Source organism: Halomonas sp. DP4Y7-1 (assembly GCF_019800705.1).
GTDB lineage: Bacteria > Pseudomonadota > Gammaproteobacteria > Pseudomonadales > Halomonadaceae > Halomonas > Halomonas litopenaei_A.
Window position 1 is genome coordinate 46,105 of sequence record NZ_JAHVKS010000012.1, and the last position, 17,304, is coordinate 63,408.

Here is a 17,304-nt window from a genome sequence, read left to right on the forward strand (position 1 = left end):
TGGATGTTGCTGCTCAGGTCAGATGGTTGTCCCAGCGCAGCGGCAGCGAGGCGACCAGGCTATGGTGACCTGACGACGCAAGGTGGTGGACATCACCGCTGCCGGTGGTGATCAGATAGCCGCCGCTGCCGTCGCAGCGAAGCCCGGCAGCATCGTCGATCGGGAGGTCTGCCTGCAGCGCGCCACTGTTTCGGTCGATCAGCAGCACGCGGTTTCCTCTGGGTGCAGATACCGCTGCAGTGGCGGCAACCTGGCTGACCGCAACACTTGCCGTGTATTGGGCAAGGCCCGCCTGGATCTGGTCGGGCAGGGTCCACTCCTCAAACCCACCATCTGCGGATCGCCTGGCGATCAGCGGGTGGTGGGTTTCCCATTCGGGGCCCTGGAATTGATAGCCGACGATGATGCTGCCATCTTCGGCAATATCCAGGTGGCGGCAGCTCAGCTGGTGGTGAGACGGGCGGTGGCGCTCCACAATGTCACCGCTCTGGCGATCGATCAGCAGCAGGGCCGGTGCCATCTCGGCCAGGTTGAGCTTGGCGCGGCCGCTTTCGGGACGGGTCAGGATGCCGCCCAGGGCGATCGCCAGGCTGGCACCGTCGGGCATCAGGCCGATCTCGTGGGGCCCGATACCGTCCAGTTCCCACTCATTCACCAGACGATAGTGATCCTCTGCATCCCGCACCTGCACCAGCCCCATGGCATCCTCGACGCGATTGGCGGTGAGGTAGAGCCAACGGCCGCTGGGGTCGAACACCCCATGTCCATAGAAGTGGCGCCCGTCACCCGCTTCAATGGTCATCAGCGTCGCTTGATGCGATGCGTCGATGACGTGGAAGCGGTAGCCGGGACGACGTGCAAACAGCACCGCCTGGTCGTGGCCTGGCCGCAGGCAGCCGCCGTGACAGCGCTCTGGCGCTGGCAGCAGAAAATGCTCGCTGCCGTCACGCCGAATACCCGCCAGGTGATGGCCGCCATGGGTGTCGTCCACTGCGCTGAAAAACCACTCACGCCGCTGCTGCTCGTCGCTGGCCCACAGCGATATGGGCACACCCGATAACGCCAGGCCGGTCAGGGCGAGTCCCGCACTGGAGCTGACCAGCAGCCGTCGGCGCAGGGGGTCCTGAACCGATGCTTGCCGAGAAGTCGACGGCTGTCTGCGGCCGATGGCTAGCCTCGATGACATGGGATCAGTCTCCGTCGCTCGAGTTGAAGCCGCGAACGATACCTAGCGCCGGGGCTATTTCATCGCCGAGTACCTGGCGTAGCTGGGCAACCTCCAGATAGAGCGTGGCCAGCTGCTGGCGCGTCTGGTCGTCTTGCAGTCCGGCGGCAATCCCTGTGTCCAGTTGACGTGCCTGATCGAGCGTATCCTTGAGCTGGTCGCTGAATGCCGCGGCAAGATCGTCCTGGTGCTGCTGCGAGAGCCACAGTGCGAGCCCCGGGACGAAGTGATCCTGCAGTCCCTCCAGGGTGGCCGTCGCCAGGGTGATCGAGGCATCACTGCGCCAGGCCTCTGCGCGGTAGCCATTGGCCGGTGCGCCCATCATCCCTAGGGGCTCGCCCAGGCGCTTGTCCTCGAGGATCTCGAGGGACTGCAGCGCGGCGTGAACGGTGGCCTCGGAGTAGCTGTCGGTGGTCAGGTAGTGGGAGCGGAAGGCTTGCCAATCGCGGTTCAGCTCGCTGGCGACCTGAGCAAGGTGCTGACTGATGGCCTGGGCCAGCGCACAGGCATTCGGCTGCTGGAGCGAGTGCTGCGTCATGGCGTCGTCAAACAGCAGGTATTCCAAGGCAGGGAAGCCCTGCTCGGCGACGCCGGCGGCGGCGATGTCAGCGGGCGTGACCGCCGTCTCCTGACCCAGTCGGCTGGCGATGCGACTGCCGACCAGGTTCTTGTTGTCAGGCCAGAACTGCAGCTGCCAGGCGCGACTGTCGACCTCGATCGGGCCAAAATCGACGAAGCGGACGGCCTGCCAGGCCTGGTAGGCGTCCAGCCAGTGCGCTGCCAGGGCGTCTTGATCGAGCGCATCGCAACCCGGCGTGAAGGCCTCCGCCAGGGACTCGGTGGTGCGGTTCAGCTGCTGGTAACCCTGCTGGATATCGTGATGCCACGTCTCACGGGGCGAAGTACCCGCCTGGTCAGCGAGGGCGGCGCTACTGTACATCGCGACGATCGACGCCAGCGTGGCGCCACCCAGTGAAAAGGCGCGAGAAAGTGACGCGAAGGGGGAACGTGAGCGGTACGTCATAGTGAATTCAGGAACTCCAGCAATTGTGCACGCTCCTGCTGCGCAAGAGCGCGATAACGATCCCGGGCGGTGAGCGCTTCTCCACCGTGCCACAGGATGGCCTCTTCAAGGGTGCGTGCCCGGCCATCGTGGAGAAAGCCTGCCTGGGGGTTGACCTGCTGGGCAAGACCGATGCCCCACAGCGGCGGGGTGCGCCATTCGTTGCCATCTGCCTGGTACTCGGGGCGGCCGTCGGCAAGCTCCGGCCCCATATCATGCAGCAGCATATCGGTGTAGGCCCACAGGGTCTGGCCCGCCAGTTCAGGACGAGCCGTGTCCTCCGGGGTGGTCAGGCTGGGGCGGTGGCAGGCGGCGCAGCCGAGTTCGTTGAACTGGCGGGCGCCGGCCTGTACCGCAGGATCCTGCATGTTCCTTCGCTGCGGAACGGCCAGGCTCGAGGCATAGAAGGTGACAAAGTCGGCCACTTCGTCGCTGACCTCCGGGTCGCCGCCGTCGGGGAAGTCCTCGCAGCTCTGGCCTGGCATGCAGTCGGTAGCGGCGGCCAGACGTGAGGTCAGCCCCATGTCGCCGGCGAAGGCATGCAGGCTCTGCTGTTCCACACTGGGTTCGCCGGCCTTCCAGCCAAATCGTCCCAGCACCGTCTCCTGCTGGCGCACGTCCCAGACACGATTGGCGCGCCCGGAGATACCGTCTGCGTCGCTATCGTCGGGATCCGCCCACTGCAGCAGCTGGTCCTCGTCCACCACTTCGAGCAGGCCCAGTCCGATCATCGGTGGCGCCACCCGGGGCGAGGTCAGCAGCGTCTCGGGCAGGGCGCCGTAGGCGGGATCCTCGATGTGGTAGGTGGGCACCGCCAGCGTGACCTGGTGGCCATCATCGAAGGTAATCTCTCGGGGCGAGAGTGAGCGAACCATGTCGGCTTCAGGCGTTGCGCCCGGAATCGCCGCGGTTTGCAGCTGGCGGCCGTAGTGGGGCACCGGCACAGCGCCGGTTCGCCTGACCAGCTCGTGGTCGTCCGCGGTGGTGGCCGGCACGGATAGCCTCAGGAACAGGGACACCGGTGGTTCACCGTCTGCCGGCGGGTGACCGCGACCGTCCTTGATATGACAGCCCTGGCAGCTGTTGGTATTGATCAGCGGACCAAGGCCGTCACGGGCATCGGTGCTAGCGGGGGCCACGACCCAGGGATTGCGAAAGAAACTGTTGCCGACGCTGAAGTCGAGCCGCTTGGTCATGCTCATGTTGCCCAGGGGCAGCGAGTAAGCGTTGTGGTCGAACTGCTTGACCGAGCCTTCGCCGCCGGAGCGAGGATCGGTCTGGAGTGATGGCTCGCCGCTGGCAAGGACCTGCGTGCCAAGGGTGAGCCCAGCCAGCAAGACTGGCAAGGTACGGTTTAAGGTGGGCATGTGACGCATCTGGCGATTCCTTGACACAGTCAAGCCGCACGCCAAGGCGTGCGGCTTCTCGAGGCGAATGAATCGCATTTCATCATTTAGTTCTTGGCCTGGATGTGATCTACATCAACAAAGCTCCGGCCAGGAGACGATCAGAAGTCGTGACCGGCATCATCCGGCTCGAGTGAGGTGACGCCAAGCTCGCCCGCAGCCTCCTCGATGGAGACAGTCTGGGTGACCAGGGCAAGAATGGCGTCGTTGACGATGGCCGCACCTTGCTCATTGCCTGGAGCGATCATCATGTCGAAGGTCATGGGCGACTCGCTCTGCTCCGCCGTCTGCTTGAGGGTGCCCAGGGCTGCCATGGAGCTCTCAAGCTGCTGCTCAAGGGTCTGCGCCAGGTCGCTGTCGGTCTGCGCCAGCAGGGCCTCTACACTGGGTCCCTCGAGAACGCTGCCATCGATGCGCTGATATTGGCCGGTGTAGACGTTCTGAATGCCCTTGCCATTGTAGTAGTGCGAGTTGTGGGTGTTGTCGCTGAAGCAGTCGTGCTCGTCTTCATAGGAATTGGCCTCCAGTGCGACCTTCATGCGCTCACCGGCCAGCTCGCCCAGTGACAGCGACCCCATGCCAAACAGAATACGGCGCAGGCCTTCTTCGCTCGGTACGCTGGTCAACTCGCGGCGATAGTTGTCTTCGTCCACCGGAGCCCATTGGGCCACCATCCACTCCAGATCCTGGATCAGTAGCTGGCTGGCGGCTTTCAAGTAGGCGCGGCGGCGATCGCAGTTACCGTTGGTGCAGTCATCGCCAAGGGCGAAGTCGCTGGCCTCACGCTCGCCGGCACCCGGCTCGTAGCCATGCAGGTCCTGTCCCCACAGCAGAAACTCAATGGCGTGATAGCCGGTGGCGACGTTGGCTTCGGAGCCGCCAATTTCATTGAGCTCTGCCAGCAGTTCCGGCGAAAGGGTGGAGACGTCGATCTCGTCGCCGCCGACGGTAATCGAGGAGGAGGCGATGATGTTGGCGGTGGCACCGGCGTTGCCGAGCTCATGCTGATAGCCGTCCTGGCTGACGTAATCGATCATGCCCTCGTCCAGCGGCCAGGCGTTGAGTTGGCCTTCCCAGTCATCGACCACCGCGTTGCCGAAGCGGAAGACCTCACTCTGCTGGTAAGGAATGCGTGCCTCGCGCCAGGCCTTCTTGGCGGCAGCCAAGGTTTCGGAGGTCGGGGCCGCCAGCAGCTCATCGATGGCGACGTCCAGCGCCTTGGCGGTCTTCAGCGCATCGCTGTAGGTGGTGTGTGCCAGGTCAGCGTAGTGCCCGACGACGGCGTCGGCGGTGACATCCTCGGCGGAAGCATGGGAAGCCACAGCGAGAGCACCGGCCGCGATAGCAAGCGCCAGAGGGCGACGCACAAGACGAGAGATCATGGAATTGTCCTTTTCACGAAGGCAGGAAGGAGGCGCTGGAACGCGTCCTTGAAATAGTAACGAGATTGACTCTCATTGCAAGCTGAGCGGCCTGCTGTCGAAGAGGTAAAGGACGTGGGCGAAGCGATAGAGACAAGCACTTGCTGCAAAGATGACGAGTGGACGTCTGTCCGTGGGCCGACAGTCAATCGTGCCGACCGTGTGGCCCAGCGGACAGGGAAAGCAGAGGTAACCGGGGACTCGGAGCACTTGCCCCGATGTCCTGAGCGCGATCAGCGAGGGGAAAAGCGGCGGTTGATGCCGGTTTCCGCAATCATGCGCGTCGAAATCTCTTCCACGGAAAAGCGCGTGGCGTCGATGAACGGAATATGCAGCTGTCGGAACATGGCTTCAGCCTGAGCCACCTCCTGCATGCATTGGTCCATGCTGCTGTAGCGGCTATTGGGCCTTCGTTCGTGGCGAATCGCTGCCAGTCGCCTGGGATCGATGGTCAGGCCAAACAGCTTGTGGCGTTGCTTGGCCAGCACGGCCGGCAGTTTCAGGGTGCCGCTGTCGTCCTGGTCGTCTTCGGTCAGCGGGTAGTTGGCGGCACGAACGCCGAACTGCAGTGCCAGGTAGAGCGACGTTGGGGTCTTGCCGCAGCGCGACACGCCGACCAGGATCACGTCCGCCTGGTCGTATTGATGGGTGCGCGCGCCGTCGTCATTGTCCAGGGCGAAGTGCACCGAGTGAATGCGGTCCATGTAGACGTCATCGCTGGAAATGGCGTGAGTGCGCCCCACGCTGTAGGACGAATGTGTTTCCAGTTCCTTTTCCAGCGGCTCCAGAAAGGTCGAGAAGATATCGACCTTGAACCCCGGCGCTTGACGAATCACGGCGCGAATCTTTTCGTCGACGATGGTGTCGATGATGATCGGCTGCACGCCGTCCCTGACCGCGGTGGCTTCGATGATCCCGACCAGCGAGCGCGCCTTCTCGATAGTGTCGATATAAGGCTTGGTCAACTTGCGTATCTCGACGTTCTCGAACTGGGCCAGCAGGCTGCGTCCAAGACTTTCGGCGGTGATGCCGGTGCCGTCGGAAATGAAGAAAGCGGTACGGGTCATGGCGGATACCTTGTAAAGAGTGCTGGCATTGTCCGCTGCATGGCGGGGACAGACAAGTTGTGCGCGATCGAAGTAAAATTAGCCGGGATTGGCCTCCCTGACTACAAGCAGATCAATCGGCTGTGCTGGCCCAATGATGGGCCGAGACCGTTGGCCCCCAGGCCAGGTGAGGGAAGGGCCGGGGGGATATCGGTCGGACGCCGCCAAGACCCTGATGGAGGCGTTGCGTAGTGGCACGCCGATGCCCCTGAAGGTGGCCAGACTACAGAAAGCAGGTTTTTTCCCCCGGTGTTGTAAAAATCCTCCAGTGACTTCGCTCTTAGACCAATGGCGAATATGGTGGGGCGCTGATAGAGTCGCCAGCATCCAGTCATGACGGCGTGTCATGGACGAGTTCGTCGACATCCAAGGGGGTCACGTGGACAAGTACATTCTGTGGTTTGATCAGTTGGGCATGAACGACGTCGAGCGCGTTGGCGGCAAGAACGCTTCTCTCGGCGAGATGATTTCCAATCTGGCGGGGGCGGGGGTCACGGTGCCCGGCGGTTTCGCTACCACCGCTGATGCCTATCGCGAGTTTCTCTCCCACGAGGGGCTCAATGATCGAATCAATCAGGAACTTGCACGCCTGGACGTCGATGACGTCAATGCCCTGGCCGAGGCCGGCAGCAAGATTCGTCAGTGGGTGATCGATACGCCCCTGCCGCCCGCCTTCGAGGCGGCGCTGCGCGAGGCCTACGAGCAGATGCTGGGCAAGCATCCGAACCTGAAGGTGGCCGTGCGCAGCTCTGCAACGGCGGAAGACTTGCCTGACGCTTCCTTCGCTGGCCAGCAGGAAACCTTCCTCAACATTGAAGGCTACGACAATATCAAGCGTGCGGTGCACGAGGTGTTTGCGTCGCTGTTCAATGACCGCGCCATCTCCTACCGCGTGCATCGTGGCTATGCCCACGAGAACGTGGCGCTGTCCGCCGGGGTGCAGAAGATGGTGCGCTCCGAGACCGGCGCCAGCGGCGTCATGTTCACCCTGGACACAGAGTCCGGCTTCCGTGATGCGGTGTTTGTCACCTCTTCCTGGGGCCTGGGGGAGACCGTGGTGCAAGGCGCGGTGAACCCCGATGAGTTCTACGTGCACAAGCACACCCTGGCGGCAGGGCGCCCTGCAGTGCTGCGCCGCAACCTGGGATCGAAGCTGATCAAGATGATCTACACCGGCGACGCCAGCGCGGGTAAGTCGGTCGAGACCGTGGACGTGCCCCTGTCCGACCGCGGTCGCTTCAGCATCAACGATGAACAGGTCATGGCACTGGCGCGCCAGGCGATGACCATCGAACAGCACTATGGCCGCCCGATGGATATCGAGTGGGCGCTGGATGGCGACGACAACCAGCTGTACATCGTGCAGGCGCGTCCTGAAACCGTGGTGTCTCAGCAGGAAGGCGGCTCGCTGGAGCGCTTCCAGCTGAAAGAGAAGGGGCGCACCCTGGTCACCGGCCGTGCCATCGGTCAGCGCATTGGCCGTGGTGCGGTCAAGGTGATCCTGAGCCCGGACGAGATGGATAAGGTCAACAGCGGCGACGTGCTGGTGACGGACATGACCGACCCGGACTGGGAGCCGATCATGAAGCGTGCCTCGGCCATCGTCACCAATCGCGGTGGACGTACCTGTCACGCGGCGATCATTGCCCGTGAGCTGGGCATCCCCGCGGTGGTTGGCTGTGGTGATGCCACTGAGGTGCTGCGTGATGGTCGCGAAGTGACCGTATCCTGTGCCGAGGGTGATACCGGCCATGTCTACGACGGTCTGCTGGAATTCGATCGTAACGTGACCAGCGTCGACGCCATGCCCGACATTCCGTTCAAGATCATGATGAACGTGGGCAACCCGGATCGTGCCTTCAGCTTCTCTACGCTGCCCAACGCGGGCGTTGGCCTGGCGCGCCTGGAGTTCATCATCAATCGGATGATCGGTGTGCACCCCAAGGCCCTGCTGGAGTACGACACCCTGCCGGGTGAGCTGCAGCAGACCATTGACCTGCGTATTGCCGGCTACGACGACCCCGTCAGCTTCTATGTCGACAAGCTGGTTGAGGGTATCTCGACCCTGGCCGCCGCTTTCTACCCCGAGCGTGTCATCGTGCGCATGTCGGACTTCAAGTCCAATGAGTACGAGAACCTGATCGGCGGCAAGCTGTACGAGCCAGGCGAAGAGAACCCGATGCTTGGCTTCCGCGGCGCGTCGCGCTATATCTCCGAGACCTTCCGGCCGTGCTTCGAGCTCGAGTGCCGTGCCATGAAGCGGGTGCGCGACGAGATGGGACTCGACAACGTCGAGCTGATGATTCCCTTCGTTCGCACCACCGAGGAAGCCAGCGAAGTGGTTGACCTGCTGGCGGCCAACGGCCTCAAGCGCGGCGACAACGGGCTCAAGGTCATCATGATGTGCGAGCTGCCTGCCAACGCCCTGCTGGCGGACGAGTTCCTCGAGTACTTCGATGGCTTCTCTATTGGCTCCAACGACCTGACCCAGCTGACGCTAGGTCTCGATCGCGACTCCGGCATTGTGGCGCACCTCTTCGATGAGCGTAATCCCGCCGTCAAGAAGCTGCTGGCCATGGCGATTCAGGCCTGCAAGGCCAAGGGCAAGTACGTGGGCATCTGCGGCCAGGGGCCGTCGGATCATCCAGAGCTGGCCAAGTGGCTGATGGAGCAGGGTATCGACTCCGTGTCCCTGAACCCTGACGCTGTACTGGAAACCTGGTTCATGCTGGCGGGCGAAACCATCGGCTAGACTAGCAGCGCCCTCTATTGAGGGCGTGTGACCAGAGCTTCTGACGAGAACTTCCGACGAAAGCGTCTGTCAGCACCCTCCGTATTCACGCCGCGGCCATGGCCGCGGCGTGTTACGTTGGTTCGGGGTGCATGACATCGCCGTATCAGGTGTAGTGGCCGATGATGCCGCGACGAGCGGCGCGTGCCGAGCAGGCAGCAAAGTGGCCTCCAGGGCTCCCCAAGGGCCATGAGAATTGGCACCATACAGGCAGTTTGTTGATAGGACGTTGTAATGGCATATCTGTTGGTCATGGGGAGCGTGCTGCTGTCCATCGGGGTGTGCCTGGGATGGATGTGCTGGTCGCTTGGGCGCTGGCTGCTGGCGGGTATCCTGCCTGAGCGGACCCCGGCGGCGAAAAAACCGACACCCAAGGCGCGCAGCAAGCGGGCTTCGGCGAGTCGCGCCAAGAAGGCGGGCAGCGACAAGGCCGCTGCGGCCAAGGCGACCACCTCTGCACCAAAGACACCGCGACCCAAGCGCGAGCCCACCCCGCCCTGGTCATTGACCAAGGCGCTTGCGCGTGTGCGCTCGGCGCTGCCGTTGGGCCTGCTGATGGCGTTGGTGTTTGGGGTGGTGCGCCTGGCGGAAAAAGGCATGGCCGAGCGCGCCGAGGATGTACCGCAGGGGTACCATCAGTTGGTTTCCACCCTTGGCGGGTTGACGCTGGTGATGCTGGCCTTGGCGCTTATCTGCGCGTTTTGCCGGCTGCGCATCCGGCGCCACGAGAAGCGAGCATGAGCGTGCGGTATCGTAGGCTGCGATAAACTATGCTGAAGCAGCAACTATGCATCAGCACACCTATGCATAAACACACCTATGCATAAACACATAAGGCATCTTTGATTTCGTCACAAAAGGAGCGGTGATGAGAGCGACGTTCTTGCGTCGGCCTGACGGCCTGGCCACGGCAGTGGCCTGGGTAATGGCAAGCAGTCTCCTGGCATCGGCAGTGGAAGCCGCGCCAGCGTTTGACTATACCCGTCCGGCCATTTCCCCAGAGGAGGGCTCCGGTTACGAGGAAAAGCCGGGTTGGGCGACGGAGCGGTTTGCGGTGGCAGCGGCCAACCCGCTGGCGACGGATGCCGGCTATCAGGTATTGAAGGCAGGTGGCAACGCCATCGACGCGGCGGTCGCCGTACAGATGGTGCTGACGCTGGTCGAGCCTCAGTCCAGTGGGATTGGCGGTGGCGCTTTCCTGATGCTGCATGACGGCGAGAAGGTCCACGCCTTCGATGGCCGAGAGAAGGCTCCGTTAGGGGCCGACGAGGCGCTGTTTCTGGATGCAGACGGCGAGCCGATCGAGTTCATGACCGCCGTGGAAAGTGGCCGCTCCGTCGGTGTGCCCGGCACCGTGCGCATGCTCGAGCTGGCCCACGACGAACATGGCAAGCTGCCATGGGCGTCCCTGTTCGTGCCCGCCATCACCCTGGCAACCGAGGGCTTCGAGGTCAGTCCACGCCTCCACCAGAGCCTGGCCGCCACGCCATCGCTGGCGGAAGATGATGTCGCGGGTGCCTACTTCTTCGATGACGAAGGGCAGCCTGTGGCGGTCGGCACCCGGCTACGCAATCCTGCGCTGGCGGCGATTCTGACCAAGATCAGCGAGGAGGGGAGCACGGCCCTGCATACCGGTGAGATTGCCGAGGATCTGGTGTCCAGGGTACAGAATCATCCGGACATGCCGGGCACCCTGAGTCTCGAGGACATGGCCGGCTACGCGGCCGTCGAGCGGGACGCACTGTGTACCCCTTGGCGGCAGTGGGAGGTCTGCGGTTTTCCGCCTCCTTCCTCGGGGCATCTGACGATGATGCAGATCCTGGGCATCATGGAGGCCAGGCCCGAGATCGAGACCGCGCTGAATGAGGGAGTGCCCACCGTGGACTGGCTGCACCCGTTCCTTGAGGCGTCGCGCCTGGCCTTTGCCGACCGCGCCCGCTTCATCGGTGACAGCGATTTTGTCGAGGCCCCAGGCGGTACCTGGAGCTCGCTGGTAGCGCCGGAGTATCTGGCCAAGCGGGCAGAGCTGATCGAAGAGCAGAGCATGGGCAGCGGTGCGGCGCGGCCGGGCAACCCAGGGGCGATGAAGACAGCCTACGCGTCGCAGCCCCATCAGCCCGAGTATGGCACCAGTCACATCAGCATCATTGATGGTGACGGGCAGGCGGTCGCCATGACCGCGAGTATCGAGCAGGCGTTTGGCTCGCGCATCATGGCCAATGGAGGGTCGGACCTGGACGGCGGTTACCTGCTCAACAATGAGCTGACCGACTTTTCCTTTACGCCTACCGATGAGCAAGGCACGCCCATTGCCAACCGGGTCGAGGCGGGCAAGCGGCCCAGGTCCAGCATGAGTCCGACGCTGGTGTTCGACCAGCAGACGGGTGACCTGGTGGCCAGCCTCGGGTCGCCGGGGGGCGCGGCCATCATCCACTACACTGCCCAGACGCTGGACGCCATGCTGGTGCGTGGGCTCGATGCCCAGCAGGCGCTCAATCTGCCCCATGCCATCACGCTGGGTGACACTGTCTATCTGGAGGAAGGGCGTTTTCCCGAGGCCACCGTGCGTGATCTGCAGGGGATGGGACACGAGGTGGAGACCCGTGAGCTGACCAGCGGCTTGCAGGCACTGGAGGTCACCGAAGAGGGTCTGTTCGGTGGCGCCGACCCCCGTCGAGAAGGCGTCGTCATGGGCGACTGAGGTGATGGCTGGCTGAGCCTTGGCAGCGCCAGCTGGGCTTTGGCTGGCACTGCCACTTGGCTTCTGGCGGGCTACGCCACTTGGCTTCTGGCTAGCTAGGCCACTTGGCTTCTGGCTGGTAGTGCCATGTCGCCGCCGTGGCTCAGCTCTCCAGCCAGTGGCGTAGCTTGGTCAGCATCAGTTCCGCGTCGCTCATGGCCTGGCGCTCGCGCAGCAGCGCCGTCAGCAGGTCAGGTCGGTCGGTAATGATACCGTCGACCCCCAGGTCGATCAGGCGAGCCATGCGCGCTGGGTCATTCACGGTCCAGGCGTACAGCGGCTTGTCGCTCACGTGAGCCCGGCGCAGCTGGTCGTCGTCAATCTGCGTATGGCGCAGCCCGAGCCCATTGAAATGGCGATAGGGCAGGCTTCCGGGCAATGCCCACTCCGCCAGCAGCAGGCTGCGTGCATCGGGCGCAAGCTGATTGATGCGCTGAACCTGGCGATAGGACAGCGATGCCAGCCAGCTGGTCTGCAGCAGCTGCGGGTCGCCGCAGACGAGCCGGTCGAGTTTGTCCGTGGCATCGTGACGACATGCCAGCCGCTGCTGCCGCTCGTTCTGCAGGTCGCCTAGCACAGCCTCGATCAGCGCTTCTTCCTGGCCCCGCTCAGGCTTGAGCTCTATCAACAGCCTAGCGCGTCCACGCACCTCCTCAAGGACTCGATCGAGCCTGGCCAGGGGCTCTCCGGCAAAGGCATGCGCGAAGCTTGCGCCGATGTCCAGCCTGGCAAGCTCGCTCCAGTCGAGATCACCGATGCGTCGGTCATCACCGGCCAGGCGCAACAGGGTGGCATCGTGACTCAGTACCACGGTGCCGTCACCGGCCAGCCTGACATCAATCTCGATCACATCAGCACCGTCGTCCATGGCGCGACGGATCGCCGACATGGAGTTTTCCGGCGCGACCATGGAGGCGCCCCGGTGGGCGATCACGTCGACCTGTTCGCGGATATCCTGTCGCTCGACCATCAACCACGCCTGAGACAGGGCAAACAGCACGATGCCCACCTCGATACCCCATGCCCAGCGACCCGGATGGGCGTCGGCAGGAGGTGGGGCGGGGCGGGGCAGACGATGGGCACGCCGCAGGTAAAGACAGGTCGCCAGCAACGCATTGACGACGATGATGGCAAAGGCGACGCCCAGGGTCAGCAGCGTGGCCGAGGTCACCACCGCCAGCATGGTCGGTATGACTACTGCGCCGATATCCGGCAGATTGGCGATCAGGGGGCCGACCCAGGCACTGAATACCAGTGAGACCGCAGAAGGCAGGGCCAGCAGGATGGTCAGCATGCTGAAGATGACCAGTGCCAGGCCGCCTTGGCGTTTGACCGTCAGAGCGTGGCTGCGACGCAACGCGGCGAAGGGCTTGAGGCCCTCCAGCACGAGGCTTGGCAAGGCAAGCCACCAGCGAATGTACAGCCTGCCTGCAAGCGCCAGCCACAGTCCTACCATCGGCAGCAAGGTAGAGAGATAGAGCCAGAAAGCCGGTGGTCGCACGTGACGGACGTAGTAGGCGTCCAGGCCGCTGAGCAGACTGTCATGCACCAGGTGGGCACAGGCCAGCAGGATGGCCACGCCGCTCAAGTGAACGGCCACCTGCAGGCACGCCAGTGTGGCCAGTGCTGGCAGCCGATGCAGGCTCTGCCATAGCGCCACCAGTGCCTGACGCGCATGGGAGCCCTGGCGTTCGACCGCCACCAGCATCATGCCGGCCTGCTGCAGGTACAGCAGCGTCAGCAGGCCGGCGGCAAAGGCAAAGACCCAGGTGAAGCCCAGAGGTGACAGCAACAGCTCGACGGCGTCGGCAGTGGTCACCAGTGGTCGACCGACCTGTTCCAGCCAGATGGCCAGCAGCCAACCCAGTGTGGGCAACAGCAGGGCGGAGGCGAACAGGGTGAAAAGCAGATGGTAGGCCAGCAGCGGGCGCAGGTGGTCGCTCAGGCTGGTAAAGACATCCCGGGCAAGCGTCATTGAGGGTCGTCTGCCGTTGGACGGTGCATGTATGGCGTGCCGAGGCTATGGTCGATAGTGCTGGACCACAGCCCTGGATGGGTCACAGGAGGCTGGGCAGCCGCGGTAGGGGGAAGCGTCGCGCCGATCGCGGAACACCTCACTCCAGAGCGAGACGCTCTTCGGCCACCAGGATGCCGTTGTTGTCGGCGTAGACCCATTGGCCGGGGGTAAAGCTGACCCCAGCGAAGGTGACCGGCACATCGCGCTGCCCTTCACCACGCTTCTCGCTCTTGCGTGGGTGGGCGCCGAGCGCCTGAATGCCTAGATCCGTCTCGGCAAGGATGTCTACGTCGCGCACGCAGCCGTACATGATGACGCCGGCCCAGCCATTGCCTGCCGCCTGTTCTGCCAGCATGTCGCCGAGCATCGCGCAGCGGGTCGAGCCGCCGGCATCCACGACCAGCACCGCGCCGTCGCCAGGTTCGGCGACCGCCTGCTTGACCAGGGAGTTGTCCTCGAAGCACTTGACCGTGCGAACCGGGCCGGCAAACGCTTCTTGACCGCCGTAGTTGACGAAGATCGGGTCACATACGGCCACTTCAGGAAAGGCATCACAGATATCTGGGGTGACAATCTGGCTCATGGGGCATCTCCGTTGCTGTTAATCGCATGATGCCATAGATGCGGGGGTTATCCAGCCCCGGGGCACTGCGTGACATCGTGACATTCGCGAGGCGCCCAACGAAAAAGCGCCCGGACGTTGACGTCCGGGCGCTTCATTACTGACAGGCGGCGTGCCTGATCAGGGCGTGACTCAGGCCTCCTGGGCGACCGGAATCACGTTCGAGGCGGCTTTCTGATATTCCTCGATTTCATGGAAGTTCATGTAGCGGTAGATTTCACCCGCCATGGCATCGAACTCACCCATGTAACGACGGTACTCGTCGACGCTCGGCAAGCGGCCTTCCACCGCCGCCACCGCCGCCAGTTCGGCGGAGGCCAGGAAGACGTCGGCGCCGTCGCCCAGGCGGTTGGGGAAGTTACGGGTAGAGGTGGACACCACCGTGCTCTTGGCGGCAACACGCGCCTGGTTACCCATGCACAGCGAGCAGCCGGGCATTTCCATGCGGGCGCCAGCGCGGCCATAGATGCCGTAGTAGCCTTCCTCGGTCAGCTGGTGCTGGTCCATCTTGGTCGGCGGAGCGAGCCACAGCTTGGTCTTCAGGCTGCCTGCGGGCTGCTTCTCGAGCAGCTTGCCGGCGGCACGGAAGTGACCAATGTTGGTCATGCACGAACCGATGAACACTTCATCGATGCTCTGGCCAGCCACTTCGGACAGCAGGCGCGCATCGTCCGGGTCGTTGGGGGCACACAGCACCGGCTCCTTGAGCTGCTCCAGGTCGATCTCGATGACCTCGGCGTACTCTGCGTCGGCGTCGGCGCGCATCAGGCTCGGGTTGGCCAGCCACTCTTCCATGGCCAGGATACGGCGCTCGATGGTGCGCTTGTCGCCGTAGCCGTTGGCAATCATCCACTTGAGCAGAGTGATGTTCGACTTCAGGTACTCGCTGACCGAATCCTCGGACAGGGTGATGGTGCAGCCTGCAGCGGAGCGCTCGGCACTGGCGTCGGACAGCTCGAAGGCCTGCTCGACGGTAAGCTCCTCGAGGCCTTCGATTTCCAGCACGCGGCCAGAGAAGGCGTTCTTCTTGCCGGACTTCTCGACGGTCAGCAGGCCCTGCTGGATCGCGTAGTAAGGGATCGCGTGGACCAGGTCACGCAGGGTCACGCCGGGCTGGCGCTTGCCCTTGAAGCGAACCAGAATCGACTCCGGCATATCCAGCGGCATGACGCCGGTGGCGGCGGCAAAGGCGACCAGACCAGAACCCGCGGGGAACGAGATACCCATCGGGAAACGGGTGTGGGAGTCGCCGCCGGTGCCGACAGTGTCCGGCAGCAGCATGCGGTTCAACCAGGAGTGGATGATGCCGTCGCCGGGACGCAGGGAGACGCCGCCACGGTTCATGATGAAGTCGGGCAGGGTGTGGTGAGTTTCCACGTCCACCGGCTTGGGATAGGCACTGGTGTGACAGAATGACTGCATCACCAGGTCGGCCTGGAAGCCGAGGCAGGCCAGGTCCTTGAGCTCGTCACGGGTCATCGGCCCGGTGGTGTCCTGGGAGCCAACGGTGGTCATCTTCGGCTCGCAGTACATGCCCGGACGCACGCCGTCCATGCCGCAGGCCTTGCCGACCATCTTCTGGGCCAGGGTGAAGCCCTTGCCGGTGTCCTTGGGCTGCTCGGGCAGGCGGAAGACGTCTGACTGATCCAGGCCCAGCGCCTTGCGCGCGTTGTCGGTGAGTCCGCGACCAATGATCAGCGGAATACGGCCGCCGGCGCGCACTTCGTCGAGAATCACCTGGGTCTTCAGCTCGAAGGTGGAGATGACTTCGTCGGTGTCGTGACGGCAGACCTTGCCTTCATAGGGGTAGACGTCGATGACATCACCCATCTCCATCTTGGAGACGTCCATTTCGACGGGCAGGGCGCCGGCATCTTCCATGGTGTTGAAGAAGATGGGAGCAATCTTGCCGCCGAAGCAGAAGCCACCAGCGCGCTTGTTGGGCACGTTGGGAATGTCGTCACCAAAGAACCACAGCACGGAGTTGGTGGCGGACTTGCGCGAGGAGCCGGTGCCGACGACATCGCCGACGTAAGCGACCGGGAAGCCCTTGGCCTTGACCGCTTCGATCTGGGCCATCGGGCCTTTGGTACCGGGGACTTCCGGCTCGATGCCTTCACGCTCGTTCTTGAGCATGGCATTGGCGTGCAGCGGAATGTCCGGGCGTGACCAGGCGTCCGGAGCCGGCGACAGGTCGTCGGTGTTGGTCTCGCCGGGCACCTTGAACACTGCCAGGGTGATCTTGTCGGCCAGGGCGGGCTTGGACAGGAACCACTCGGCATCGGCCCAGGACTGCATGACGTCCTTGGCGACGTCGTTGCCGGCCTTGGCGCGGTCAGCGACGTCGTGGAAGGCATCGAACATCAGCAGAGTGTGCTTGAGCTGCTCACCCGCTTCCTTGGCCAGCTCTGGGTTGTCGAGCAGTTCCACCAGGGTGGCGATGTTATAGCCGCCCTGCATGGTGCCCAGCAGCTTGACCGCATGGACCTTGTCGATGAGCGGAGACGTTGCCTCGCCCTTGGTAATGGCGGTGAGGAAGCCAGCCTTGACGTAGGCCGCTTCATCGACGCCGGGAGGCACGCGATTGGTCAGCAGATCGAGGACCGCTTCTTCTTCGCCGGCAGGCGGCGCCTTCAGCAGTTCGACCAGTTCGGCGACCTGCTCGGCATTCAGCGGCTTGGCAGGGATGCCTTCCTGGGCACGCTCTTCGACATGTTGGCGATAGGCTTCAAGCACGTGGGGGCCCTCATTGGTTTATGGTGGTCACGCTCCGGCGGACTGAGCCGAGCGTGAGGGACACGCTGTCAACGGTGGCCGGGATTCTAGAATAAACTGTCGACAATGTTAAGCGAGCCCCCCATAACGGCCTTTGAACTTTGGTCGCCGAGGGCATTGCCGAGCCAGTTCAGGGGT

Annotated in this window: 11 protein-coding genes; 3 read left to right on the forward strand and 8 right to left on the reverse strand. The window is 63.5% G+C overall.

All coding sequences use genetic code 11. The features are described from left to right. Positions 1-13: 13 nt before the first annotated feature. From KUV72_RS18550 to KUV72_RS18570, 5 genes are all read right to left on the reverse strand, one after another. Positions 14-1,186, reverse strand: a complete 1,173-nt coding sequence (locus KUV72_RS18550; protein WP_222239362.1) for a DUF1513 domain-containing protein — start codon at positions 1,184-1,186, stop codon at positions 14-16. A 4-nt stretch (positions 1,187-1,190) separates the two neighbouring features. Next, a complete protein-coding gene (locus KUV72_RS18555) occupies positions 1,191-2,249 on the reverse strand; it encodes an imelysin family protein (RefSeq protein WP_222239363.1) in 1,059 nt (352 codons plus the stop codon). Then, entirely contained in the window at positions 2,246-3,664 is a 1,419-nt protein-coding gene (locus KUV72_RS18560; protein ID WP_261317567.1) for a di-heme oxidoredictase family protein, read from the reverse strand. The genes KUV72_RS18555 and KUV72_RS18560 overlap by 4 nt, the downstream gene beginning before the upstream one ends. Before the next feature lie 131 nt (positions 3,665-3,795). Next, positions 3,796-5,076: an imelysin family protein gene (locus KUV72_RS18565; protein WP_222239364.1), complete on the reverse strand. Its 1,281-nt coding sequence runs from the start codon at positions 5,074-5,076 to the stop codon at positions 3,796-3,798. 272 nt (positions 5,077-5,348) lie between these two features. Further along, positions 5,349-6,182: a pyruvate, water dikinase regulatory protein gene (locus KUV72_RS18570; RefSeq protein WP_206938193.1), complete on the reverse strand. Its 834-nt coding sequence runs from the start codon at positions 6,180-6,182 to the stop codon at positions 5,349-5,351. Positions 6,183-6,600: 418 nt separating this feature from the next. Here KUV72_RS18570 and ppsA point away from each other — a divergent pair, with 418 nt between their 5' ends. The 3 genes from ppsA (at position 6,601) to ggt (ending at position 11,713) form a co-directional block, all read left to right on the forward strand. Continuing rightward, on the forward strand, positions 6,601-8,973 hold the full coding sequence (gene ppsA / locus KUV72_RS18575; protein ID WP_206939197.1) for a phosphoenolpyruvate synthase: 2,373 nt from the start codon (positions 6,601-6,603) through the stop codon (positions 8,971-8,973). Positions 8,974-9,246: 273 nt separating this feature from the next. Continuing rightward, complete coding sequence (locus KUV72_RS18580) at positions 9,247-9,753, forward strand: hypothetical protein (protein WP_222239365.1); 507 nt, start codon at positions 9,247-9,249, stop codon at positions 9,751-9,753. A gap of 184 nt (positions 9,754-9,937) precedes the next feature. Further along, complete coding sequence (gene ggt, locus KUV72_RS18585) at positions 9,938-11,713, forward strand: gamma-glutamyltransferase (protein ID WP_222239422.1); 1,776 nt, start codon at positions 9,938-9,940, stop codon at positions 11,711-11,713. Between the two features lie 142 nt (positions 11,714-11,855). Here ggt and KUV72_RS18590 read toward each other — a convergent pair whose 3' ends face one another. The 3 genes from KUV72_RS18590 to acnB all read right to left on the reverse strand — a co-directional run bounded on the left by KUV72_RS18590 (position 11,856) and on the right by acnB (position 17,127). Further along, positions 11,856-13,727 carry a glycerophosphodiester phosphodiesterase family protein gene (locus KUV72_RS18590; protein WP_222239366.1) on the reverse strand — a complete coding sequence of 624 codons (1,872 nt, stop codon included), beginning with the start codon at positions 13,725-13,727 and terminating at the stop codon, positions 11,856-11,858. 139 nt (positions 13,728-13,866) lie between these two features. Next, positions 13,867-14,352: a ribonuclease E activity regulator RraA gene (rraA, locus tag KUV72_RS18595; RefSeq protein ID WP_206938199.1), complete on the reverse strand. Its 486-nt coding sequence runs from the start codon at positions 14,350-14,352 to the stop codon at positions 13,867-13,869. A gap of 171 nt (positions 14,353-14,523) precedes the next feature. Then, positions 14,524-17,127, reverse strand: coding sequence for a bifunctional aconitate hydratase 2/2-methylisocitrate dehydratase (acnB, locus tag KUV72_RS18600; protein ID WP_206938202.1), 2,604 nt, complete (start codon positions 17,125-17,127; stop codon positions 14,524-14,526). Positions 17,128-17,304: the final 177 nt, after the last annotated feature.